The 22,064-nt window shown below is 66.1% G+C and carries 20 protein-coding genes and 1 tRNA gene; 12 read left to right on the forward strand and 9 right to left on the reverse strand.

Annotation, left to right across the window (positions count from 1 at the left end; all coding sequences use genetic code 11):
- Positions 1-39: 39 nt before the first annotated feature.
- Positions 40-330, reverse strand: a complete 291-nt coding sequence (locus tag DF286_RS14190; RefSeq protein ID WP_109272336.1) for a hypothetical protein — start codon at positions 328-330, stop codon at positions 40-42.
- A 38-nt stretch (positions 331-368) separates the two neighbouring features.
- A complete protein-coding gene (locus DF286_RS14195; RefSeq protein ID WP_158274704.1) occupies positions 369-755 on the reverse strand; it encodes a hypothetical protein in 387 nt (128 codons plus the stop codon).
- Positions 756-764: 9 nt separating this feature from the next.
- Here DF286_RS14195 and DF286_RS14200 point away from each other — a divergent pair, with 9 nt between their 5' ends.
- Together DF286_RS14200 and DF286_RS14205 are read left to right on the forward strand one after the other, a co-directional pair.
- Positions 765-2,243 (forward strand): helicase HerA domain-containing protein, encoded by a 1,479-nt coding sequence (locus DF286_RS14200; protein WP_109272338.1) that lies wholly within the window; start codon positions 765-767, stop codon positions 2,241-2,243.
- Positions 2,243-3,202, forward strand: a complete 960-nt coding sequence (locus tag DF286_RS14205) for a 2-dehydropantoate 2-reductase (protein ID WP_109272339.1) — start codon at positions 2,243-2,245, stop codon at positions 3,200-3,202. The genes DF286_RS14200 and DF286_RS14205 overlap by 1 nt, the downstream gene beginning before the upstream one ends.
- Here the strand turns inward: DF286_RS14205 and DF286_RS14210 are convergent.
- A complete protein-coding gene (locus tag DF286_RS14210) occupies positions 3,196-3,885 on the reverse strand; it encodes an RNA polymerase sigma factor (protein ID WP_109272340.1) in 690 nt (229 codons plus the stop codon). The two genes, DF286_RS14205 and DF286_RS14210, sit on opposite strands and share 7 nt — an antisense overlap.
- A 39-nt stretch (positions 3,886-3,924) precedes the next feature.
- Positions 3,925-4,587 carry a GTP cyclohydrolase I FolE gene (gene folE / locus DF286_RS14215; RefSeq protein WP_109272341.1) on the reverse strand — a complete coding sequence of 221 codons (663 nt, stop codon included), beginning with the start codon at positions 4,585-4,587 and terminating at the stop codon, positions 3,925-3,927.
- A 131-nt stretch (positions 4,588-4,718) separates the two neighbouring features.
- Here folE and DF286_RS14220 point away from each other — a divergent pair, with 131 nt between their 5' ends.
- Genes DF286_RS14220 through DF286_RS14230 form a run of 3 tightly spaced genes read left to right on the forward strand, consistent with a single transcriptional unit; the run spans position 4,719 to position 7,772 of the window.
- The gene (locus DF286_RS14220; protein WP_109272342.1) at positions 4,719-5,243 is read left to right on the forward strand and encodes a DUF4142 domain-containing protein; all 525 of its coding nucleotides are present in this window, start codon (positions 4,719-4,721) and stop codon (positions 5,241-5,243) included.
- 3 nt (positions 5,244-5,246) lie between these two features.
- Positions 5,247-5,594, forward strand: coding sequence for a cupredoxin domain-containing protein (locus tag DF286_RS14225; protein WP_109272343.1), 348 nt, complete (start codon positions 5,247-5,249; stop codon positions 5,592-5,594).
- Positions 5,595-5,654: 60 nt separating this feature from the next.
- Positions 5,655-7,772 (forward strand): S9 family peptidase, encoded by a 2,118-nt coding sequence (locus DF286_RS14230; RefSeq protein ID WP_109272344.1) that lies wholly within the window; start codon positions 5,655-5,657, stop codon positions 7,770-7,772.
- Between the two features lie 9 nt (positions 7,773-7,781).
- On the opposite strand, the gene gatB is transcribed toward DF286_RS14230, so the two are convergent.
- From gatB to gatC, 3 genes are all read right to left on the reverse strand, one after another.
- The gene (gene gatB, locus DF286_RS14235) at positions 7,782-9,272 is read right to left on the reverse strand and encodes an Asp-tRNA(Asn)/Glu-tRNA(Gln) amidotransferase subunit GatB (RefSeq protein WP_109272345.1); all 1,491 of its coding nucleotides are present in this window, start codon (positions 9,270-9,272) and stop codon (positions 7,782-7,784) included.
- Positions 9,273-9,389: 117 nt separating this feature from the next.
- A complete protein-coding gene (gene gatA / locus DF286_RS14240; protein WP_109272346.1) occupies positions 9,390-10,871 on the reverse strand; it encodes an Asp-tRNA(Asn)/Glu-tRNA(Gln) amidotransferase subunit GatA in 1,482 nt (493 codons plus the stop codon).
- A complete protein-coding gene (gene gatC / locus DF286_RS14245; RefSeq protein ID WP_109272347.1) occupies positions 10,871-11,158 on the reverse strand; it encodes an Asp-tRNA(Asn)/Glu-tRNA(Gln) amidotransferase subunit GatC in 288 nt (95 codons plus the stop codon). Before gatC ends, gatA begins: the two co-directional genes overlap by 1 nt.
- A 100-nt stretch (positions 11,159-11,258) precedes the next feature.
- Here gatC and DF286_RS14250 point away from each other — a divergent pair, with 100 nt between their 5' ends.
- The 3 genes from DF286_RS14250 to DF286_RS14260 are packed head-to-tail and all read left to right on the forward strand — an operon-like array spanning position 11,259 to position 14,791.
- Positions 11,259-12,374, forward strand: coding sequence for a DUF3089 domain-containing protein (locus tag DF286_RS14250; protein ID WP_109272348.1), 1,116 nt, complete (start codon positions 11,259-11,261; stop codon positions 12,372-12,374).
- Positions 12,371-12,832, forward strand: a complete 462-nt coding sequence (ruvX, locus tag DF286_RS14255) for a Holliday junction resolvase RuvX (protein WP_109272349.1) — start codon at positions 12,371-12,373, stop codon at positions 12,830-12,832. Before DF286_RS14250 ends, ruvX begins: the two co-directional genes overlap by 4 nt.
- A gap of 51 nt (positions 12,833-12,883) precedes the next feature.
- Positions 12,884-14,791 carry a S9 family peptidase gene (locus DF286_RS14260; RefSeq protein ID WP_109272350.1) on the forward strand — a complete coding sequence of 636 codons (1,908 nt, stop codon included), beginning with the start codon at positions 12,884-12,886 and terminating at the stop codon, positions 14,789-14,791.
- Here the strand turns inward: DF286_RS14260 and DF286_RS14265 are convergent, their stop codons facing one another.
- Entirely contained in the window at positions 14,792-16,807 is a 2,016-nt protein-coding gene (locus DF286_RS14265; protein WP_170303987.1) for a putative bifunctional diguanylate cyclase/phosphodiesterase, read from the reverse strand.
- 147 nt (positions 16,808-16,954) lie between these two features.
- Between DF286_RS14265 and DF286_RS14270 the strand changes: the two genes are divergently transcribed.
- The 3 genes from DF286_RS14270 to DF286_RS14280 all read left to right on the forward strand — a co-directional run bounded on the left by DF286_RS14270 (position 16,955) and on the right by DF286_RS14280 (position 18,604).
- A complete protein-coding gene (locus DF286_RS14270) occupies positions 16,955-17,737 on the forward strand; it encodes an NAD kinase (protein WP_109272352.1) in 783 nt (260 codons plus the stop codon).
- A 68-nt stretch (positions 17,738-17,805) separates the two neighbouring features.
- A tRNA-Asn gene (locus tag DF286_RS14275) sits at positions 17,806-17,880 on the forward strand.
- A 112-nt stretch (positions 17,881-17,992) separates the two neighbouring features.
- On the forward strand, positions 17,993-18,604 hold the full coding sequence (locus DF286_RS14280; protein ID WP_109272353.1) for a hemerythrin domain-containing protein: 612 nt from the start codon (positions 17,993-17,995) through the stop codon (positions 18,602-18,604).
- 108 nt (positions 18,605-18,712) lie between these two features.
- Here DF286_RS14280 and secA read toward each other — a convergent pair whose 3' ends face one another.
- On the reverse strand, positions 18,713-21,448 hold the full coding sequence (gene secA / locus DF286_RS14285; protein ID WP_109272354.1) for a preprotein translocase subunit SecA: 2,736 nt from the start codon (positions 21,446-21,448) through the stop codon (positions 18,713-18,715).
- A gap of 141 nt (positions 21,449-21,589) precedes the next feature.
- Between secA and DF286_RS14290 the strand changes: the two genes are divergently transcribed.
- Positions 21,590-22,033: a GFA family protein gene (locus DF286_RS14290; protein WP_109272355.1), complete on the forward strand. Its 444-nt coding sequence runs from the start codon at positions 21,590-21,592 to the stop codon at positions 22,031-22,033.
- Positions 22,034-22,064 lie beyond the last annotated feature (31 nt).

The following is a 22,064-nucleotide window of genomic DNA, read 5'->3' on the forward strand; positions in this document are numbered from 1 at the left end:
AGGTGCGGGGCGGAGCGCCACGCCCCGCCCCAATTCGCGTCAATGCTTCATCTGATGGCCGGCATGGGCGTCATGCCCATCCTTCTGCTCGCCTTTCTGCTCGCCCTTGTCGGCGCAGCACTCCATGGCCTTGCCGTCGGCCATCTTGTCGCAGCAGTCCATCCGGCCGTTGCCGTCCGCATCCTTGCAGCAATCCATCTTGTGGCCTTCGTGCTGGCCCTTTTCGTCGCCCTCATGCTCGGCGGACTTGTGAGCGGCGTGCGGATCGGCGACCTGCGCGGCGGCGGGCATGGCGATCGTCAGCGCGATCGCGGCAATGAGCATCTTCATATCTAAATCTCCTGAAAAGCGCTGGTGTTGGATTCGCTTCAGGAGATTCGGGGAGGCGGCGTCTCCGATTCGGGGTCGAGGCCGTCCGAGGTCGACGTCGCCGGAAAATGCAGCAGCGGCGCCGGAACAGTCATCTGCGGATCCAGTCGAGGCTCCACCGTCGGAACCGCTGCGCACATGATCATGCAGTCGATGTCGAGACCCGGTTGCTTTTTCGAGGGGCCGTCCATGCCGGCGCAATGGCCCATCGCCGCCATGGTATCATGCGGCATGGCCATGGCCGCGCCGCCGCCGACCATCGTCAACGGCGCCATAAGAACGGCCAGCGCGAGCAGAAGCTGGAACAGGCGCTTCATGGCGTGACAGATAGGCTTCGCCCCCGCGGCTGGCAACAGCCCTTGCGGACCGACCGGGGTATCGGCCAAGAGCCCCATGTGACTGTAAAGATAGACATGGGGGCCGACGGCTCGGGCGAGACCGTCGCGATGGACCTGGAAGAGCTGCTGGCGACTCGGCTGCTCGTCCAGGGCAATTCCGGATCGGGCAAATCGCACCTGCTGCGCCGCCTGCTGGAAGGGAGCGCCGGCCTCGTCCAGCAGGTGGTGATCGACCCGGAGGGCGATTTCGTCTCGCTCTCGGAGGCGTTCGGCCATGTCGCGATCGAGGCGGCGGACTATAGCTTCGCCGAGATCGCCCGGCTGGCGGCGCGGGTGCGGGAGCATCGCGCGTCGGTCGTGCTCAACCTCGAGGGGCTGGAGATGGAGGCGCAGATGCGCTGCGCGGCCACCTTCCTTTCCGCTCTGTTCGATGCGCCGCGCGACCAATGGTATCCGACGCTTGTGGTTGTCGACGAGGCCCAGGTCTTCGCGCCGGTAGCGGCGGGGGAGGTCTCCGACGAAGCGCGCCGCGCCTCATTGGGCGCCATGACCAACCTCATGTGCCGCGGCAGGAAACGCGGGCTGGCGGGCGTCATCGCCACCCAGCGGCTCGCCAAGCTCGCCAAGAACGTCGCCGCGGAAGCCTCCAATTTCCTGATGGGCCGCACCTTTCTCGACATCGACATGGCGCGCGCCGCCGACCTGCTCGGCATGGAGCGGCGCCAGGCGGAGGTGATCCGCGACCTGGAGCGCGGCCACTTCCTGGCGCTCGGGCCCGCCGTCTCGCGGCGGCCGGTGAAGGTCCGCATCGGCGAAGTGAAGACCGCCGCCCGCAACGCCAGCCCCAAGCTGATGCCGCTGCCCACCGCGGCGCCGGAGGAACTGGAAAGCCTGCTGCTCGCTCCCGTCGAGGAGGAAGAGCTGCCTCCCCCGCCGCCACCGCCTGCACCGGTCCCGGCGGAGGATCTTATCGGCGCGACGGTGCCCGTTCCGGTGGCCCCTTCGCTTCCGGTCCTTGCCGACGACGAGCAGGAGGCGATCGTTTGCCTCACCTTGAAGGAGCTGACCGAGGAGCCCGGCTCCGCATTCCAGCCCGTTCCGGCCCTTTACCAGGATTTCGTGGTCCGCTGCCGGATGCGGCAGCTGCCGGTGGCGCCGCTCGACCTCGCGGGCTTCCGCCGGCGGCTCGCCATGGCGCGCGCCGGCATATTGGATGCGGGCGACGAAGCCTGGGGATCGGCGCTCGCCATCGGCGCAGAACTGCCGGAGGATATGCTGGCGCCCTTCCTCCTGATCGTCCGCGCCGCGCGTGAGGGCATGCCTTGCCCCGCCGACGAAGCGCTGGCCGAGGCTTATGGCACCAACTCTCCGGCGCGGGTCCGCCGCCTCATCGGGTGGATGGAGGAGCAGCAGATCATCGCCTCGCGCATCGATCTCGCCGGCAAGCGGTCGATCGCTATCCCGCGCCTCGGCTGGACCACCGCGCCGGCCGCGCCGGAGACCGAGCAGCCATTGCGCGCCGCCGGGCGCGGCTGATGCGGATCGCCGTCGTCGGCGTCGGCGCCATCGGCGGCTGGGTGGCGACCCGGCTGGCGGAAGCGGGGCACGACGTCGCCGTGCTCGCCCGCGGCGCGACGTTGGAGGCGATACGGGCGAACGGGCTCGTCCTGCGCCGGGAAGGCGATGAACGTAGCGCGCTCCTGGAAGCCTCCGACGATGCCGCCAGCCTTGGGCGGCGGGAGCTGGTCGTCTTCGCCGTCAAGGCCCCCGCGCTTGCCTCGGCGGCCGTGGCCGCACGGCCCCTCATCGACGGCGGGACGTCGATCGTGCCGATGCTGAACGGCGTTCCCTGGTGGTTCCTGGCCGATCAGGGCCGGGACCTCGATTCGGTCGATCCGGACGGCGTCATCGCGGGCGCGCTGCCGCTGGCCCAGGTGATCGGCTGCGTCGTCCACGCCAGCTGTTCCACCGACGCGCCCGGCGTGATCCGTCACATTGCCGGCAACGGCCTCATCTTCGGCGAACCCGCGGGCGGAGACAGCCTGCGCCTGACGGACCTCACTCAGCTTTTCGCCGAGGCCGGCTTCGCGGCCACGGCGAGCCCCCGCATCCAGAAGGACATCTGGTACAAGCTGTGGGGCAATATGACGATGAACCCCATCTCCGCCCTTACCGCCGCGACCTGCGACCGGATCCTCGACGATGAGCTGGTCGAGGGCCTGGTCCTCAGCATCATGGCCGAGGCCCAGGAAATCGGAGCCCGCATCGGTTGCCCGATCGAAGAGAGCGGCCGCGACCGCATAGCGGTGACGCGGCGGCTGGGAGCGTTCAAGACGTCGATGCTGCAGGATGTGGAAGGCGGGCGGCCGATCGAGCTCGATGCCCTGCTCGGCGCCCCGCGGGAGATCGGCCGACGCGTCGGCGTCGAGACGCCGAACATGGACGCGCTGTTCGGCCTCGTTCGCCTGTTCGCGCGCGAGCGCGGGCTCTACTGACGATCGGCGCAGTAGGCGGCAAGCACCCGCTCGGTCATCGCCTCGCAATCCGCGCCGGCGAAGGGGAAGGCACCGGTGAGCGCGGACTTGAGTTCCGGCGCCAGCGCCTCGCTCAAGCGCCGGCGGGCGCGCAGGTGCCGCGTCTTGACGGTGGCGGCCGGGATGCCGAGCGTCTCCGCCGTCTCCTCGACGCTCAGCTCCTCCACCTCCCGCAGCACGAAGGCGAGGCGGAAATTCTCCGGCAGCCGGGCGATCGCCGCCTCCAGCAGTCCCCTGATCTGCTCGCGGGCCAAATCGGCGCCGGGCGGCGTCTCGGTCATCGACCCGCGCATCAGCTTTTCCCTATAGTCGTCGAGCACCAGCGCGCCGTTGAGATGCGCCCGCCGCCTTTTTTCGGCGCGCCGCCGGCCCAGGGCCTCGTTGACCGCGATCCGGGTGAGCCAGGTGCTGAGCGAGGACCGCCCCTCGAAGGTCCCGATCGCCTCGAAGGCGCGGAGATAGGCGCTCTGCACGACATCCTCCGCTTCGAACCGGTCGCGAAGGATGCTCCAGGCGGCGCGGAAGAGACGCTGGTTGTTCCGGCCGGTGACGAGCCGGACGGCTTCCGGGTCGCGCGCGGCGATGCGCTCGGCGAGCGCGAGATCGTCGAGATTTTCATAGTCGAGCCTCGGCCTTGTCGCCATCTCAGCCCCTCCTGTGCGCGGATTGGATGCCGAAGGGGCTCAGCGGTTCCCGAAAAATCCCCCGCTCCCGCCCCGACAGGGCAGCGAGGCCATGAGCTCGGCCCTGAGGGCGGCATCCTCCTTGAAATCGCCGAGCCAGCATTTGGTCACCATCGTCAGCCCATGCTGCCTTACACCACGCGTCGCCATGCAGCCATGGGCGGCCTCGACCACCACGGCGACCCCGCGCGGCTGCAACGCCTCGTCCAGGGCCTCGGCAATCTGGTTGGTGAGCCGTTCCTGGAGTTGGAGCCGGCGAGCGAAAGCGTCGACGAGCCGCGAGAGCTTGGAGATGCCGACGACGCGGCCGTCCGGGCGATAGGCGACATGCGCCTGGCCGATGATCGGCGCGAGATGGTGCTCGCAGGTGGAGACGACGGGAATGCCGGTGAGGAGGACGGTCTCGTCGTAACCGGCCGCCTCGCTGAACTGGGTGGCGAGCAGCCGCGCCGGATCGATCGCATAGCCGGCGAACCATTCCCGATAGGCCTTCGCCACGCGAGCGGGCGTATCGGCCAGCCCCTCGCGCGTCGGATCGTCTCCGGTCGCCGCGATCAGGATGCGCACCGCATCCTCGATGCCGCGGGTCGCCGACCGCGCATGCAGCGGTATCACCTCGGACTCGGCGGAGGGACAGATCTCGTCATACTCGTACAATTCCATGGGCAAGCTCCTCTCTCGCCCTTTTGGATGCCGGCTGGCCCTGTGCGTTCCCGCGGCGCCTCCCGATCGGGCCGGGAACCTCCCGCCCGGCGCGGCATCAAAAGGGCGTAACCGACAACCGGAGGGAAGACATGATCCGCTATACCGCCATTCTCGGAGCCGCCTTGCTCGTCTGCACGGTGCCCGCAACAGCCCAGGCCGCGCCGGCCGTCACCGACGCGCAGATCGCCCACATCGCCTACACGGCCGGACAGCTCGACATCGACGCGGCGAAGCAGGCGCTCGCCAAATCGAAGGACGCCGAAGTGCGCGCGTTCGCCGAATCGATGGTGCGCGATCATGAGGCGGTGAACGACAAGGCGCTGGCGCTGGTGAAGAAGCTCGGCGTCACGCCCGAAGCCAATCCCACCAGCGAGGCGTTGACCGAGGCTGCCGCCGCCAAGAAGCAGAGCCTCGCCGCGCTGAGCGGGGATGCCTTCGACGAGGCCTATCTGAAAAATGAGGCCGCCTACCATGCGACGGTGAACAATGCGCTGGCCAGCACCCTCATTCCGGGCGCCAGCAATGCCGAGCTCAAGGCGCTGCTGGAAACCGGCCTTACCCTCTTCCGCGAGCATCAGGCCCATGCCGAGCAGCTCGCCGCCGGACGCGACTAGGCGATGGCGAGAGGGACCCTTCTCCTGATGGCGGCGGGCCTCGCCCTTCTCCCCCCGTCGTCAACCTTCGGCGCCGCCAGCATCGCCTACGCCGCGGCGCCGAAGGTCCACACCGTCGTCATGGACAAGATGAAGTTCGGCCCCGTTCCGAAGAATATCCGGGCCGGCGACACGATCCTGTGGGTCAACCGCGACATGTTTCGCCACACGGCGACGGCACGGGACAAGAGCTTCAACATCGACCTGCCGGCCGGCAAGAGCGGCAAGACGGTGATCCGCAAAAGCGGGAAGATCCCCTTCTACTGCATCTTTCATCCCGGGATGAAGGGGCAGCTGGTCGTCGCCAAATAATGACAATCCCCGGAGGGCGTGCCAACGTTGCGGCGTTCACGTCTCCGGGGGATATTTTGAATGACGTTCCTGACGCCCGCCCGCGCCGCCCTCGCCTGCGCCTTCCTTGCTACCACGCCCCTGGCCCAGGCGGCTCCGCCCGAGCCTCCGGTCGCCGCCAAGAAACCTCACGAGGTTCGCGCTCCCCACGGCGCCGTCAGCCAGGATGAGTATTACTGGCTCCGCGACGACACGCGCGAGGACCCTGAGATGCTGGCCTATCTGAAGGCCGAGAATGCCTATGCGGACGCGGTGCTGGCGCCCATCAAGCCGCTTCAGGAAAAACTCTACGAGGAGATTGTCGGCCGCATAAAGCAGGACGACAGCTCCGTCCCCTATCGCCTTCGCGGGTATCATTATTATTCGCGGTTCGAAGAAGGGCAGAACTACCCCGTCATCGCTCGGCGCAAGGGCAGCATGGACGCGACGGAAGAGATACTGCTCGACCAGAACGCCATGGCCGAGGGCCACGGCTTCTTCCAGGTCTCCGACTGGGTAGTGAGCCCGGACAACAAGCTGCTCGCCTGGGCCGAGGATACCGTCGGTCGCCGCCAATATGTGCTGAAGGTCAAGAACCTCGAGACCGGCGAGATGCTCGCCGACGCCGTGACCAATATCGAGCCGAACATCGTCTGGGCCGACGACAACCGCACCCTCTTCTATATCGACAAGGACCCAACCACCCTGCTCGGCAATCGGGTCAAGACGCACGTGCTGGGCACGCCCGCCAGCTCTGACAGGCTTGTCTATGAAGAGGCGGACGACAGCTTCTACATGGGCATAAACCGGACCCGCGACGACGATTTCATCTGCATCTATGTCCAGAGCACGGTCAGCAGCGAGCAACGCTGCACCTCCGCCGAAACGCCGGGTGCATTCGCCGTGCTCGCGCCGCGCGAGCGCGACTTCGAATATCAGGCCGACCATCTCGGCGGCCGCTGGGTCATCCGCACCAATTGGGACGCGCCGAACTATCGACTGATGACGCTTGCGGACGGGCACGCGCTTGGTGACCGCTCCGTCTGGAATGACATGGTGCCGCACAGCGCCGACGTGTTCATCGAAGGGTTCGAGCTGTTCGACGACGTTACGGCGATCGAGGAGCGCTCCGGCGGCGTGAAGCGCCTGCGCACCCTCGCCGCCGACGGGAAGAGCGAGTTCGTGGCTTCGGACGAACCGGCCTACGCAATGTCGCTCGCGAAAAATGCTGAACCGGACACCCAGTGGCTTCGCTACGAATATACGTCGCTCACCACGCCCGACACCACTTACGAGGTCAACATGGTGACGGGCGAGCGCAAGCTCTTGAAGCGTCTGCCCGTGCTCGGCGGCTATGATCCCGCCAATTATGTGACCGAGCGGCTGTGGGCGCCGGCGCGCGACGGAACGAAAATCCCCGTCTCGATCGTCTACAAGAAGGGATTCAAGCCGGACGGCACCGCCGCGCTTCTTCAATATGGCTATGGCAGCTACGGCTCATCGATGGATCCCGCCTTCGATTATGCGCGGGTCAGCCTGATCGACCGCGGCATGGCCTATGCGATTGCCCATGTTCGCGGCGGTCAGGAGATGGGCCGCGCCTGGTACGACGACGGTCATTTGATGAACAAGAAGAACAGCTTCACCGATTTCATCGACGTCACGCGCTATCTCGTCGGCCAAGGCTACGCCGCGAAAGATCGAGTCGCTGCAGCCGGCCGCCTGCTGATGGGTGCGATCGTCAACATGGCGCCCGAGGATTACAAGGTGATCGTCACCCATGTCCCCTTCGTCGACGTGGTCACGACGATGCTGGACGAGACGATCCCCCTCACCAGCAACGAGTGGGATGAATGGGGCGATCCGCGCGAGCCGGAGGCCTATGCCTACATGCTGTCCTATTCGCCCTACGACAACGTCGAGGCGGAAGCCTATCCGGCCATGTTCGTCGGCACCGGCCTGTGGGACTCGCAGGTGCAATATTTCGAGCCCGCCAAATGGGTCGCCCGCCTCCGCGAGCGCGGCACCGGAAGCGCGCCTCTGGTCTTCCGCACCAATATGGAGGCGGGGCACGGCGGCAAGTCCGGCCGCTTCAACAAATATCGCGAGGCGGCCGAATATTACGCCTTCATGCTGGACCAGCTGGGCGTGGCTCCCTGAGTCGGGGGCCTAACCCAGCGCCTTCTTCAACAGCTCGTTCACGACCTGAGGATTGCCCTTGCCGGCCATCGCCTTCATCGTCTGGCCGACGAAGAAGCCGAACAGCTTGTCCTTGCCTGAGCGATACTCGGCGACCTTGTCGGCATTGGCGGCAAGCACCTCGGAGATCACCGCCTCGATGGCGCCGGTGTCGCTGGTCTGCTTGAGGCCGCGCTCGTCAACGATCTTGGCGGGATCGTCACCCGTCTCCAGCATGATCTCGAAGACCTGCTTGGCAAGGGTGCCGGAGAGGGTGCCGTCGGCTACGAGGCTCAGGAGCTCCGCGCCCTGGGCGGGGGTGACGGGGCTTTCCTCGATCGTCTTTCCGAGGCGGTTGAGCGCCCCGAACAGATCGGAGATGAGCCAGTTGGACGCCGCCTTGGCGACTTGCGTTTCCGGACGCTCCTGCTTCAGCGCAGCTTCGGCGATCAGAGCCTCGAACCAGCGCGCCGTCTCGGCCTCGGCGGTGAGCACGGAGGCGTTGTAGGCGGAGAGGCCCAACTCCTCCTCATAGCGACGGCGCTTGGCGTCGGGCAGTTCGGGAAGGCTGTGCCGACATTCGTCGAGGAAGTCCGGGGTCAGCTCCAGCGGCAGCAGGTCGGGGTCCGGGAAGTAGCGATAGTCATGCGCTTCCTCCTTGGAACGGAGCGAGCGAGTCTCGCCCTTGTCCGGATCGAACAGGCGGGTTTCCTGGACGATGGCGCCGCCGCTCTCCAGCACGTCGACCTGGCGGTTGGCCTCATATTCGATCGCGGCCATGATGAAGCGGACCGAGTTGACGTTCTTGGTCTCGGTGCGGGTGCCGAACTTGTCACCGGGCTTGCGCACCGAGACATTGACGTCGGCGCGCATTGAGCCCTGCTCCATATTGCCGTCGCAGGAGCCGACATAGCGGAGAATTGATCTGAGCTTACGGACGTAAGCGCCTGCCTCCTCCGGCGAACGCATGTCGGGCTTCGACACGATTTCCATCAGCGCGACGCCGGAGCGGTTGAGATCGACATAGGAGAAGCTCGGATGCTGATCGTGCATCAGCTTGCCCGCGTCCTGCTCCAGGTGGATGCGCTCGATGCCGACGGTCCGGGTGACGCCCTCGGCGGGCTCGATCTCGATCGATCCCTCGCCGACGATCGGGTGATAGAGCTGGCTGATCTGATAGCCCTGCGGCAGATCGGCGTAGAAATAATTCTTCCGGTCGAAGCGCGAGAAGGCGTTGATCTTCGCCTCCAGCGCCATGCCGGTGCGGACCGCCTGGCGGACGCACTCGACGTTGAGGACCGGGAGCATGCCCGGCATGGCCGCATCGACGAGGCTCACCTGCGTATTCGGCTCCGCCCCGAACTCGGTCGAGGCGCCGGAGAAGAGCTTGGCGTTGGAGGTGACCTGGGCGTGTACTTCGAGGCCGATCACGACCTCCCACTCGCCCGTGGCGCCCTGGATGCGATAGCTGGACTCAGACATGGGCAAATCCAAAGAGTTCGTTCGTCCCGAGCGAAGTCGAGGGGCGTATGTGATGAGTCCGTGCCAGCGCCCCTCGACTACGCTCGGGACGAACGGAAGCGTTGGGCGCTAGGACGCTCACCACCATGCCTCCGGACGGGCCTTGAAGCCGGCCCGCTCCTCGAAGGCCAATCCCGCGTTTAGCACGCCCTGCTCGTCCAGCGCCTTGCCGATGATCTGGAGGCCGAGCGGCAGGCCCTGCTGATCGAGGCCGGCGGGGACCGACATGGCGGGCAGGCCGGCGAGGCTGGCGGGAACGGCGAAGACGTCGTTCAGATACATGGCGATGGGGTCGTTCGATTTCTCGCCCAGCGCGAAGGCGGCGGACGGCGCCGTCGGCGTCAGGAGAAGGTCGCAATCCTGCCAGACCCGCTCGAAATCGCGGGCGATGAGCGCCCTCACCTTCTGCGCCTGATTGAAATAGGCGTCGTAGAAGCCGGCCGAAAGCACATAGGTGCCGATCATGATGCGGCGCTTCACCTCGGCGCCGAAGCCGGCGGCGCGGGTAGCGTTGTACATGTCGTCCAGGCTGCCATGGTCGGGCGCGCGGCGCTGACCGTAGCGGACGCCGTCATAGCGGGCGAGGTTGGACGACGCCTCGGCGGGAGCGATGATGTAATAGGTCGGGAGCGCGTACTGGGTGTGCGGCAGCGACACCTCGACGATCTCGGCGCCGGCATCCCTCATCCATTCGATGCCCTGATCCCAGACCTTGCCGATCTCCTCGGGAATGCCGTCGATGCGATATTCCTTCGGAATGCCGATCCGCTTGCCCTTGATATCGCTGGAAAGATTCGCCTCCCACTTGGGCACCGGCAGGTCGAGCGAGGTGGAATCCTTGGGATCGAAGCCGCTCATCACTTCCAGCATGGCGGCGCAGTCGCGAACGTCCTGGGCCATCGGCCCCGCCTGATCGAGCGAGGAGGCGAAGGCGACCATGCCGTAACGCGAGCAGCGGCCGTAGGTCGGCTTGATGCCGGTGATGCCGGTGAAGGCGGCGGGCTGGCGGATCGAGCCGCCGGTGTCGGTGCCGGTGACGCCCGGCGCGATGCGCGCCGCGACGGCGGCCGCCGAGCCGCCCGAGGAGCCGCCCGGCGTCAGCGGCGCATTGCCGCCGTCCTTGCGCCGCCACGGCGAGATGACGTTGCCGAAGGCGCTGGTCTCGTTCGACGAGCCCATGGCGAACTCGTCCATGTTGAGCTTGCCGAGCATGCCCGCGCCGGCGGCGAGCAGCTTGCCGCTGACCGTGGACTCATAAGGCGGCGTGAAGCCTTCCAGCATGCGGCTGCCGGCGGTGGTCTGGTGGCCCTTGGTCGCGAACAGGTCCTTGATGCCGAGCGGCACGCCCGAGAGCGGGCGAAGCTTGCCCTCGGCGCGCTCGCGGTCCGCCTCCTCGGCGGCGGCGATGGCGTGCTCGGGCGTCTCAATGACGAAGGCGTTGAGGCCCCTCGCCTTCTCGACGGCGGAAACGAAGGCGTCGGCGACTTCGCGGGCGGAGAAACTGCCCTCGCGCACTCCGTCGCGGATCGCCGCGACGCCGAGATCGGTCAGATTGGTCACTATTCGATCACCTTCGGAACCGCGAAGAAGCCATGCTCTGTCACCGGCGCATTGGCCAGGACGGCATCGCGCTTGTCGCCATCGGTGACGATGTCGTCGCGCAGACGCAGGTGGTTGGCGATGACGGCGGTCATCGGCTCGACGCCGGTGACGTCGACCTCCTGCAATTGCTCGATCCAGCCGAGGATGTTGTTGAGCTCGGGCACCAAGGCCTCGGCCTCGCCGTCGGTCACGGCGATGCGGGCGAGCCTTGCGATATGGCGGACGGTGGCGGTGTCGACGGACATAGGTCGCGGCGCTAGCATCGGCGCGGGCGGGCATCAAGCGAGGCTTGCAAGATCGGCGCGCATGCTGTTGGGAGCGCGGCTGTTTGGTTGGAGACAATGGATGCTCGCGCGGCGTTTCCTGTGGATCGTGGCGGGACTGGTGGTGCTGCTGCTCGTCCTGGCGCTCGCCTATCGCATTTTCCAGATGGATCTGATGAAGGCGGCGCTGGTGCCGACCGCCCAGTTCGTCGAGCAGGAGACCCCGGAGCCGGGCCCGACCTATGCCGACGTCGAGATGTGGATCGCGCGGCCGGACATTCCGAACAATCCCTCCGCCTGGACGCCGGAAGGCTTCACCCCCACCGGGGAGCCCAAGGCCTCGCTCTTCTTCATCCACCCGACCTCCTATCTCGATCGCACCCATTGGAATGCGCCGCTGGATCATGAGGAATCGCAGGAGCGGGCCGAACTGTTCGTCCGCAGCCAGGCCAGCGCCTTCAACAATATCGCCGAGATCTGGGCGCCCAAATATCGCCAGGCGACCTTCGGGGCGTTTCTCACCACCAAGGCGGACGCCGAAAGGGCGCTGGACTTCGCCTATCGCGACGTGCTGGCGGCCTTCGAAGCCTTCCTCCAGCAGGCGCCCGAGGATCGGCCGATCATCCTCGCCGCCCACAGCCAGGGCAGCCTCCATCTCATGCGATTGCTGAGAGACCGGATTGCCGGCACGCCCGTCGAGCAGCGGATCGCGGCCGCCTATGTGGTGGGCTGGCCGATCTCGACCACCGCCGACCTCGGAAAGCTCGGCCTTCCAGCCTGCGAGGAAGCGGACGATTCGGGGTGCATCCTCAGCTGGCAGAGCTTCGCCCAGCCCGCCGACCCGAAGATGGTGACGGACGTTTACGATGCCTCGGCCGCGCCGGACGGGACGCCCCGCGCCGGCTCGCCGATGCTGTGCGTCAATCCGATCAGCGGCGTCAGAGCCGACGATGCCCCCGCGTCGGAAAATCTCGGCACGCTTGTCCCCAATGGCGATCTCACCGAAGCGGAACTGGTGGAAGGCGCGGTGCCGGCGCGCTGCGACGTGCGCGGTTTCCTGCTGATCGGCGAGGAGGCGCCGGACCTCGGCAACTATGTCCTGCCCGGCAACAACTATCATGTTTATGATTATGCGCTCTTCTGGGCGAACATCCGGGCCGACGCCGAGCGGCGGCTGGAAAGCTTCCTGGGACCATGATCACCGCCAGCGCCTCGGCTTTTCGCGATGCTTTGCCGGGCGGCGGGCGCCTCATCGGCCTGGACGTGGGCACGAAGACGATCGGCATCGCCCTGTGCGACTCCGGCTGGACGATCGCCACGCCCGCCGAGCTCCTCCGGCGGACCAAATTCTCGGCCGATCTGGAGCGATTGAAGGCGCTGATGGTCGCACAGTCGGTCAAGGGCATCGTGGTCGGCCTGCCGCTCAACCTCGACGGCAGCGACAGTCCGCGCACCCAGTCGATCCGCGCCTTCGCCCGCAACCTCGAGCCGCTCGAACTCCCCATCCTCCTCTGGGACGAGCGCTGGTCGACCCAGGCCGTGACCCGCACGCTCCTCGCCGCCGACGCCAGCCGGGCCCGCCGCGCCGAGCTGGTCGACAAAATGGCCGCCGCCTACATCCTGCAAGGCGCGATCGATGCGCTCACAATGAGCTAGCGCGGGCGATACTCCACTGGTATAGGGGACTAATACACAGGGGAGGGTTTGATGAGATATTTGAAGGCGCCCGCGATTCTGCTTGCTTCGACCAGCCTGGCGCTCGGGGCCGCACCGTCCCTCGCGGAGACCGCCGCCCAGCCGGTCCGCTATTCGGCCGAGGTCTTTTACAACACCACCAGCTTCAACATGGCCTCGCCCGCCGGCTATGGCTTTTCCGCCGACGGCAAGTCGATCCTGATCAGCAGCGACGCCTCCGGCGTCTTCAATGTCTATGCCCTTCCCGTGGCGGGCGGAGAGCCGGCGGCTGTCAGCCATTCGACCGACAATGCGACCTTTGCCGCCAGCTATTTCCCCACAGACGACCGGGTGCTGTTCACCGCCGACAAGGGCGGCAACGAACTCGACCATGTTTATGTCCGCGCCGCCGACGGCAGCGTTCGCGATCTGACGCCGGGGGAGAAGGTGAAGGCGGACTTCATCGGCTGGAGCGCGGACGGCGAGACCTTCTGGGTCACGACCAACGAGCGCAACCCGGAGATGTTCGACATCTATGCCTATGACGCGGACGATTATGAGCGGCGCCTCGTCTTCCAGAATGAAGGCTATAGCGTCGGCGGCATCTCGCGCGATGGACGCTATGTGGCGCTGGTGAAGGAACGGACGAGCGCCGACAACGACCTCTATCTCGTCGACCTCAAGGCGACGTCGCCCGAGCCCAAGCACATCACGCAGCACCAGGGCAATGTCAGCTACGGCGTCTATGATTTCACGCCGGACAGCCGCTCGCTCGTCTACGCGACCAACGAAGCGGGTGAGTGGAACCAGGCGTGGCGCTACGACTTGGCTTCGGGGGAGAAGGCGCCGGCGATCGAGGCGGACTGGGACGTCATGTACGTCTCCTTCTCGCCGTCGGGCCGTTACCGCGTCTCCGCGCTCAACAATGATGGGTCGACCGATCTCACCATCCAGGACCGCGAGGGCAAGGCCGTGACCCTCACCGGCATTCCGGACGGCGACATCGGAGGCGTGCGCTTCAATCGCGACGAGACGATGGTCGCTTTCACGGTAGCGTCGGACACGTCGCCGGCGGACATTTTCGTCGCCGATCTGGCCACAGGCACGGCGCGACGACTGACGACGGCGCTCAATCCGGCGATCGACGAGAAGCAGCTCGTCGAAGCGACCGTCGCCCGATTCAAAAGCTATGACGGCCTCGAAGTCCCCGGCATTCTCTATAAGCCGAGGGAAGCCAGCGCTTCAAACCCCGTGCCGGCCCTCGTCTGGGTCCATGGCGGGCCGGGCGGGCAGAGCCGGCGGGGCTACAGCGCGACCATCCAGCATCTCGTGAACCACGGCTATGCCGTCTACGCGATCAACAACCGCGGCTCCTCGGGCTACGGCAAGACCTTCTTCCATATGGACGACAAGAAGCATGGCGACGTCGACCTGAAGGACGTCGTCGCCTCCAAGGGCTTCCTCCAGTCGCTCGATTGGGTATCGAACGACGACATCGGGATCATCGGCGGGTCCTATGGCGGCTATATGGTCGCCGCCGCCCTCGCCTTCGAGCCGCAGGCGTTCGATCTCGGCATCGACATCTTCGGCGTGACCAACTGGGTGCGGACGCTCGAATCGATCCCGCCCTGGTGGGGCGCCTTCCGCGAGGCGCTCTATGACGAAATGGGCGATCCCGCGACCGACGCGGAGCGGCACCGGGCGATCTCGCCGCTGTTCCACGCCAAGAACATCCAAAAGCCGTTGCTGGTTATCCAGGGCGCGAACGACCCGCGCGTGCTGCAGGTGGAGAGCGACGAGCTGGTGGCTGCGGTAAAGGCGAACGACGTGCCGGTGGAATATGTGGTGTTCCCCGATGAGGGCCACGGTTTCTTGCGGAAGCAGAACCGGATCGACGCCTCAGAGGCCTATCTCAAGTTCCTCGACTCGCATCTCAGATAGTCACCGACGCCGGCGCGTCACGATATCGGCAAGCTCGTCGAGGGCTACCGGGGGCGAGCAGAGATAGCCCTGGTAGAGGGTGCAGCCCTCCTCGGCGAGCAGGCCCAGCTGCTCCTCCGTCTCGACGCCTTCGGCGATCACGTCGAGGCCGAGCGATCGGGCCATGTCGATCACCCCGCGCACCACGATCCGGTCGCGGGGCGATCCGGCTATGTCCTGCGACAGGCGCTTGTCGATCTTGAGATAATCGAGCGGCAGCGCTTTCAGATAGGCGAGGCTGGAGTAGCCCGTGCCGAAATCGTCAATGGCGACGCGAAGGCCGCCTTCGCGAAGGCCGGCGAGCAAGGTGGCGGCGGCGCTGAGATCCTCGATCAGCCCGCTCTCGGTCACCTCGACGGTGAGGCGGTGGGGATCAAAGCCGCTCTCCCCCACCATGGCGACGAACTGCGCCGCAAAGCCGGGGCGAACGATGTCGGCGGCGGTGATGTTGACGGCGAGGCGAAGGCCGGAGAGCGTCTCGGGCCAGGCGGCGGCAAGCTCAACGGCCTTCTTCTGCACATGGTCCGACAGCTGCACGAGATAATCGGATCGCTCGGCGACGTTGAAGAGCGTCGCCGCGCCCAATTGTCCCAAGGTCGGGTGCCGCCACCTCGCCAGCGCTTCGGCACCGACGATTTCGCCGCTGGTGACAGACAGCTGGGGCTGGAAGACGATATCGATCTCGTCCTGGTCCAGCGCGCGGCGAAGGTCGACCTCAAGCCGCTCGTCGTCGATGGCATCGCCGCTCCCAGCGGATTCGAACAGGCGGATCGCGCCCGTCTCGGCTCCTTTGGCCTCGGCGAGAGCGGCGCTGGCGCGGCGAAGCAGTGCGGCCGCATCGTCCCCCGAAACCGACGCCGCGACGCCTACCCGGCTGCCCAGCGTGACGACATGATCGCCCGACAGAAAAGGCCGGGCGAGCGATTCGACCAGCGCGCCCGCGAAAAGCCGCGCCTGGTCGGCCGATCCCGCGAGCAGCACGGCGAACTCCGCACCGGCCAGGCGGGCCACGAAGCGCGGCCGGTCATCGCCGCCTGCCAGCCGCTCGATCCTGCGGCCGGCGGCCTGGAGAACGGCGTCGCCGGTGGCCCGGCCGAAGGCGGCGTTGATCGCATCGAAGCGGCTGACCGCCAGCAGCACCGCAACCAATCCCACGCCGTGCATCAACCGGTCATCGATCCAGGCCCGGGCAGCGTGCGCGTCGCCCAGGCCGGTGATCGGATCGCGCGACTGAAAGGCGCCGTCGCTCGGCGGATGTAGCGTCTCGGTGTGGCCGACTATCTCGCCGGCGTCCCGATCCACGCGGAGATGGTGCGCCAGACGGGCTCCGCTTTGCCGATCGAGATGGGCGAACGCGGTGGACCGCCCGGTCTCCATGGCTCGGCCGACCGCGCCGCGCGCGGCTTTGCGGCCCTCGGGGTCCAGCTTGCGAAACAGCTCCATCAGGCTGATGCGTCGTCCCGGATCCTCGCCGAGGCCGGCCTGACGCGCCAGCGCCGGACTGAGCTGGACGGTGGGCGAGCCGGCCTGCCACCGCCAGGATTCCTGCCGCGTCTGCCCGTCGTCGCCGGCGCGGCGCCGGTAACCGCCGCCGACCCGCTCGGCATGGCGGGCGGCGAACTGCACCGCCTTGACGAACTGCTGCTCACTGAAAGGACTGATCAGGAAATGGGTGGCGCCATCGGCATGAAATTGGTCGAGCGCCGCACCATCGTTGCGCGACAGCAGCACCAGCAGCGCGCCGGCATTCGCCTCGACGGTATCGCCGAGCCTGCGCGCCGCCTCCTGCCCGTCGCTCAAGGCGCCGCGGGCGTCGACAACCGCGACCGCCGCACTGGAGCCGATGAAGCGCTGCTCGACATTGGCGAGGCGACGGGCGGCGATCGGATGCCAGCCTGCGCCCTCCGCCAATTTCGTCAGCTCATCTCGGTGACGAAACGAAAGGATGAACAGGGCTGCCGGTCCGCCAGCGGTCATGGTGTTTCGCATCCTTCCTGGCGATGGCGCCCACCTCCATTGTCTACCGTCACGCCGGCGTTCCGCCAATCGCGTTTCCCCGAGCGACTCGTTCTGGGACACCGATCGCCTTGCCCGGCGCCGGCAAGGTCCGTAGCAAGGACGGCGATGCAGGATCTTGCCGACCAGCCCATGGCGCTTGTCGCCTCGCCGACCCCGGTAGCGCAGGCGGCGGAGCGCATGCTGCGCAAGCGCTACGAGTTCGTGCCGCTGGCCGAGGCGGATTTGGTCGTCGCGCTCGGCGGCGACGGCTTCCTGCTCCAGACACTGCACGAGATGCTCCACCGCGAGAAGCTCTGCCCGGTCTTCGGGATGAATCGCGGCACCGTCGGCTTCCTGATGAACGAGTGGCGCCTCGACCGGCTGCGCGAGCGTGTCGGCAACGCCAAGCTCTTCTCGGTCGCGCCGCTGAGAATGGTGGCGACGACCGTCAAGGGCGAGACGCTCACCAACCCCGCCATCAACGAGGTCTCGCTGCTGCGCGAAACGCGGCAGACGGCCTGGATCGAAGTGTCGGTGAACGGGCGCGTGGTCCTGCCGGAGCTGGTCTGCGACGGCGTGCTGGTGGCGACGCCGGCCGGTTCCACCGCCTATAATCTCTCCGCCTACGGCCCGATCCTGCCGCTGGCCTCGAAATTGATGGCGCTGACGCCGATCAGCCCGTTCCGCCCCCGGCGCTGGCGCGGAGCGATCCTGCCCGACGACCTCAAGGTTTCCTTCCGAATCCTCGATCCGGAAAAGCGCCCCGTATCGGCGGTCGCGGACCAGATGGAGGTGCGCGAAGTCGCCACCGTCGAGGTCACCGTCGACCGCAGCCGTGCCCTCAGTTTGCTGTTCGATCCCGAGCATGCGCTCGACGAACGTATCTCGATGGAGCAGTTCGCCGTCTGAAAGTGATTTGAGGTGCTTGCCAGCCGCGAAAAGGGGCTGCTATAGGCCCGCCTGCCCGAAGGGGCTGCTCCCCGGTAGCTCAGCGGTAGAGCAACCGGCTGTTAACCGGTTGGTCGATGGTTCGAATCCGTCCCGGGGAGCCACTTCTCTTTTCGCCGCACCAATTTCGCCGAGTGGATCGCCCTTCGGGGCGAACGCCGGAACCGGTCCGCCTCGCCAGCCATTCCATCTTCCTGGATCAGGAGGAGAAGGCCAATGGCGACCAAGACGCGAGCAAGACCGACCGGCGAAAGCAAGCCGCACAAAAGCGCATTCAACTGGGGCAACGGCAATACCGGCGTGCTGGTCGGCGCGGCGGTGGCGGGTGCCGCCGTGGGGCTGGCGGCGAATGCCGGACGCAAGCTGTTCATGCAGTTCGGCAACGTCACTGCGGGCGACTGGTTCGAGGCGCTGAAGATGGAGCACGAAATGGCGCTCGCCATCTTCGACAAGATAGAAGGCACGGACGACAGCCAGACGACGATGCGCTCCCATCTCCTCAGCAAGCTCAAATACGCGCTCAGCAAGCACGCCATTCAGGAGGAGATGGTGATCTACCCGGCGCTGCGGCAAGCGGGCCATGGCGGCCAGGCCGACCATCTCAACTCCGACCACGGCATGGTGAAGGCCTATCTCTACGAGCTGGAGACGATGCCGAACGACAGCTCCGCCTGGATGGCGAAGGTCCGGGAATTCCGCACCGAGATCGAAGAGCATATGCGCGAGGAAGAACAGACGATCTTCCCGCCCTTCCGCTCACAGCTCTCCGACGAGGAGAACAGCAAGCTCACCGCGATGATGAACAAGGAAGGGTTCAAGCACGCCTGAACTGGCGCGCGAACTCGTCGTTGCGAAGCGCGAAGCGACGAAGCAATCCAGTCCGGCGTGGACTGGATTGCTTCGCTCCGCTCGCAATGACGGTTAGGTGGACGCCGGTTACAGCGCGCCGTGGCAGTGCTTGTATTTGCGGCCCGATCCGCACGGGCAGGGAGCGTTGCGGCTGGCGGGCGGGACGATTTCGGCCACGGCCGTATCGCCGCCGCCGTCGGGCATCTCCGGCCGCGGCACCTGGAGCGGCGGCAGGCGGGAGAGGACATTGCCCGTGGCCGCGTCGAGATCGGCGCTGTCGTCCTCGCCGGTAAACGGATCGATATGCTGGGTCACGAAGTCCGGCATTTCCGGCAGGTCCGGCTGCTGGAAGGTGAACTGCGCGAAAGCGAGCGTCCGCGTCACGTCCTCGCGGATCGCGCCCAGCATCCGCTCGAACTGCTGGAACGCCTCATGCTTATATTCGTCGATCGGCTTCTTCTGGGCATAGGCGCGCAGGTGAATCACCTGCCGCAGCGCATCCAGCATCGCCAGATGCTCCTTCCAGTGATGGTCGAGCGACTGGAGGAGGATGCTCTTTTCGATCTGGATGTAGGTTTCCGGCGCCAGTGACGCGGTCTTGTCGGCAATCTGCGCGTCGGTGGCGGCGCGGATGCGGTCGACCAGCATTTCCGGATCGACCGACTCTTCCTTCAGCCAATCGTCGATCGGCAGGGTCAGGCCGAAAATCTCGCCCACGCGGGATTTGAGATGCTCGATATCCCACTGCTCCGGATAGGAGTTGGGCGGGCAGGCTTCGCCGACGATGGCGTTGACCGTCTCGACGCGCATATCCTCCACGACGTCGCCCACGGTGTCGGCGTCCATGATGTCGGCGCGCTGCTCGTAGATGACCTTGCGCTGGTCGTTCATGACGTCGTCATATTCGACGACCTGCTTGCGGATGTCGTAGTTGCGTGCCTCGACCTTCTTCTGGGCGGTCTCAATCGCCTTGGAGATCCAGGGACTGACGATCGCCTCGCCGTCCTCCAGATTCTTGTTCATCAGCCGCGCGAACATGGTCTGCGGCCCGAAGATGCGCAGCAGGTCGTCGTCGAGGCTGAGGTAGAAACGGCTGAGGCCCGGATCGCCCTGGCGGCCCGAGCGGCCGCGCAGCTGGTTGTCGATGCGGCGGCTTTCGTGCCGCTCGGTGCCGAGGACGAACAGGCCGCCCGCCTCCAGCACGCGCTGCTTCTGGACGGCGACCTCTTCCTTGATCTTGGCGATCGCCGCGTCGCGCTCCGGTCCCTCGGGAACGTCTGCAAGCTCGTCCTCGATACGGAAGTCGACATTGCCGCCGAGCTGGATGTCCGTCCCGCGGCCCGCCATGTTGGTGGCGATCGTGACCGCTCCCATCGCGCCGGCCTGGGCGACGATATGCGCTTCCTGCTCGTGATAGCGGGCGTTCAGCACCTCGTGGCGAACGCCTTCGCGTTTGAGAAACTCCGACAGAAGCTCCGATTTCTCGATGGAGACCGTGCCGACCAGCACGGGCTGGCCGCTCTCCTGCTTCTCCTTGATCGCCTTGGCGATGGCGGCGAACTTGTCGTTCTGGTTCTTGTAGAATTCGTCGTCCTCGTCGATCCGCTGCACCGGCAGGTTGGTCGGAATGGTGACGACGTTCATCTTGTAGATGTCGTAGAATTCCGGCGCCTCGGTGAGCGCCGTGCCGGTCATGCCCGAGAGTTTCGGATACATGCGGAAATAGTTCTGGAAGGTGATCGAGGCGAGCGTCTGGTTCTCCGGCTCGATCTTCACGCCTTCCTTGGCCTCGACCGCCTGGTGAAGGCCGTCCGACCAGCGCCGACCGTCCATCATACGACCGGTGAACTCGTCGATGATGACGACCTTGTCGTTCTTGACGATATAGTCGATGTCGCGCTTGAAGATGACGTTGGCTTTCAGCGCCTGGTTCAGGTGCTGGACGACCTGGGTGTTCTCATAGTCGTAGAGGTTGCTGCCGACGAGAACGCCCGCATTCTCGAACAGACGCTCGATCTTCTCGGTCCCGTCCTCGGTCAGGACGACCGACTTCTGCTTTTCATCCACCTCGTAATCTTCGGGGACGAGCTGCTTCACGATCGCGTCGACCGACATGTAGAGCTCAGACTTGTCGTCGGTCGGGCCCGAAATGATAAGCGGCGTGCGCGCTTCGTCGATCAGGATCGAGTCCACCTCGTCGACGATGGCGAAGTTGAACGGCCGCTGCACCATCTGCGCGCGGTCGTATTTCATATTGTCTCGGAGGTAATCGAAGCCGAATTCGTTGTTGGTGCCGTAGGTGATGTCGGCCGCGTAAGCCGCCCGGCGCTGCTGATCGGTGAGGTTGGGGACGATGACGCCGACGGTGAGCCCCAGGAAGCGGTAGACCTGTCCCATCCAGTCGGCGTCGCGACGGGCCAGATAGTCGTTGACCGTGACGACGTGGACGCCCTTGCCTTCGAGCGCGTTCAGATAGGTGGCGAGCGTCGCGACGAGCGTCTTGCCTTCACCCGTCCGCATCTCGGCGATCGAGCCGCGATGGAGGACGATGCCGCCGATCATCTGAACGTCATAATGGCGCTGCCCGAGCGTCCGCTTGGCCGCCTCGCGCACCGTGGCGAACGCCTCCGGAAGGATATCGTCGAGCGGCTGCCCGTCGGCGAGGCGCTGGCGAAAGAGTGCGGTCTGCCCCCGCAATTCCTCGTCGGTCATGGCCGAGATGGCAGGCTCGAACCCGTTGATGCGGTCGACGATCTTCTGGAGGGAGCGGACGTATCGGTCGTTCGACGATCCGAAAATGGCTTTGGCAAATCCGCCAAACATGGGCGTTCCTGTCGTTAGAATGCGTGGGCGCGCGAGGCGACAAAAGGCCGCCGACCCCCGCTAAAAATATCGTCGGCGATGTAGGGTCCGCCTCCCTCCAAGTCAATTGACGGGCCCGCGCGCGAGGCATAGCGATGGGCCATGAACGCGGCTCGACAGGGCGGATGCGCGTGCGGCGCGGTGCGCTACGAACTGAAGAGCGCGCCCTTCGACGCCGGATGGTGCCATTGCCGCATCTGCCGCCTGACGTCAGGCGCGCCGGCCATGGTCTTCGCCAGCGTGCCGGCCGGCGACCTCGTCTTCACCGCGGGCGCCGACAAGGTGAGACGGTTCAAGTCGAGCGATTTCGGCCACCGCCTCTTCTGCGGCGAATGCGGCACGCCCTTCGCCATGCAGGTGGACCATCAGCCCGAGACGATCGACTTCAGCGTCGCCACCTTGGACGAGCCGGACACGGTGGAGCCCGGCTTTCACATATTCTACGCGAGCAAGGTCGCCTGGTTCGAGACCGCCGACGAACTGCCGCGCCATGCAGAGTTCAGGCGGGATACGAGAGGGCTCGGAGGGACCAAGCCGACGCACTAGCGGACGAGACCGATCTCGTCATTGCGAGCGC

This window comes from Sphingosinicella humi (assembly GCF_003129465.1).
Lineage (GTDB): Bacteria > Pseudomonadota > Alphaproteobacteria > Sphingomonadales > Sphingomonadaceae > Allosphingosinicella > Allosphingosinicella humi.

Coding starts and splice junctions, on each gene's coding strand:
- DF286_RS14190 (WP_109272336.1), bottom strand. CDS start 330: ATGAAGATGCTCATTGCCGCGATCGCGCTGACGATCGCCATGCCCGCC.
- DF286_RS14205 (WP_109272339.1), top strand. CDS start 2,243: ATGCGGATCGCCGTCGTCGGCGTCGGCGCCATCGGCGGCTGGGTGGCG.
- DF286_RS14210 (WP_109272340.1), bottom strand. CDS start 3,885: ATGGCGACAAGGCCGAGGCTCGACTATGAAAATCTCGACGATCTCGCG.
- folE (WP_109272341.1), bottom strand. CDS start 4,587: ATGGAATTGTACGAGTATGACGAGATCTGTCCCTCCGCCGAGTCCGAG.
- DF286_RS14220 (WP_109272342.1), top strand. CDS start 4,719: ATGATCCGCTATACCGCCATTCTCGGAGCCGCCTTGCTCGTCTGCACG.
- DF286_RS14225 (WP_109272343.1), top strand. CDS start 5,247: ATGGCGAGAGGGACCCTTCTCCTGATGGCGGCGGGCCTCGCCCTTCTC.
- DF286_RS14230 (WP_109272344.1), top strand. CDS start 5,655: ATGACGTTCCTGACGCCCGCCCGCGCCGCCCTCGCCTGCGCCTTCCTT.
- gatB (WP_109272345.1), bottom strand. CDS start 9,272: ATGTCTGAGTCCAGCTATCGCATCCAGGGCGCCACGGGCGAGTGGGAG.
- gatC (WP_109272347.1), bottom strand. CDS start 11,158: ATGTCCGTCGACACCGCCACCGTCCGCCATATCGCAAGGCTCGCCCGC.
- DF286_RS14250 (WP_109272348.1), top strand. CDS start 11,259: ATGCTCGCGCGGCGTTTCCTGTGGATCGTGGCGGGACTGGTGGTGCTG.
- ruvX (WP_109272349.1), top strand. CDS start 12,371: ATGATCACCGCCAGCGCCTCGGCTTTTCGCGATGCTTTGCCGGGCGGC.
- DF286_RS14260 (WP_109272350.1), top strand. CDS start 12,884: ATGAGATATTTGAAGGCGCCCGCGATTCTGCTTGCTTCGACCAGCCTG.
- DF286_RS14265 (WP_170303987.1), bottom strand. CDS start 16,807: ATGACCGCTGGCGGACCGGCAGCCCTGTTCATCCTTTCGTTTCGTCAC.
- DF286_RS14270 (WP_109272352.1), top strand. CDS start 16,955: ATGCAGGATCTTGCCGACCAGCCCATGGCGCTTGTCGCCTCGCCGACC.
- DF286_RS14280 (WP_109272353.1), top strand. CDS start 17,993: ATGGCGACCAAGACGCGAGCAAGACCGACCGGCGAAAGCAAGCCGCAC.
- secA (WP_109272354.1), bottom strand. CDS start 21,448: ATGTTTGGCGGATTTGCCAAAGCCATTTTCGGATCGTCGAACGACCGA.
- DF286_RS14290 (WP_109272355.1), top strand. CDS start 21,590: ATGAACGCGGCTCGACAGGGCGGATGCGCGTGCGGCGCGGTGCGCTAC.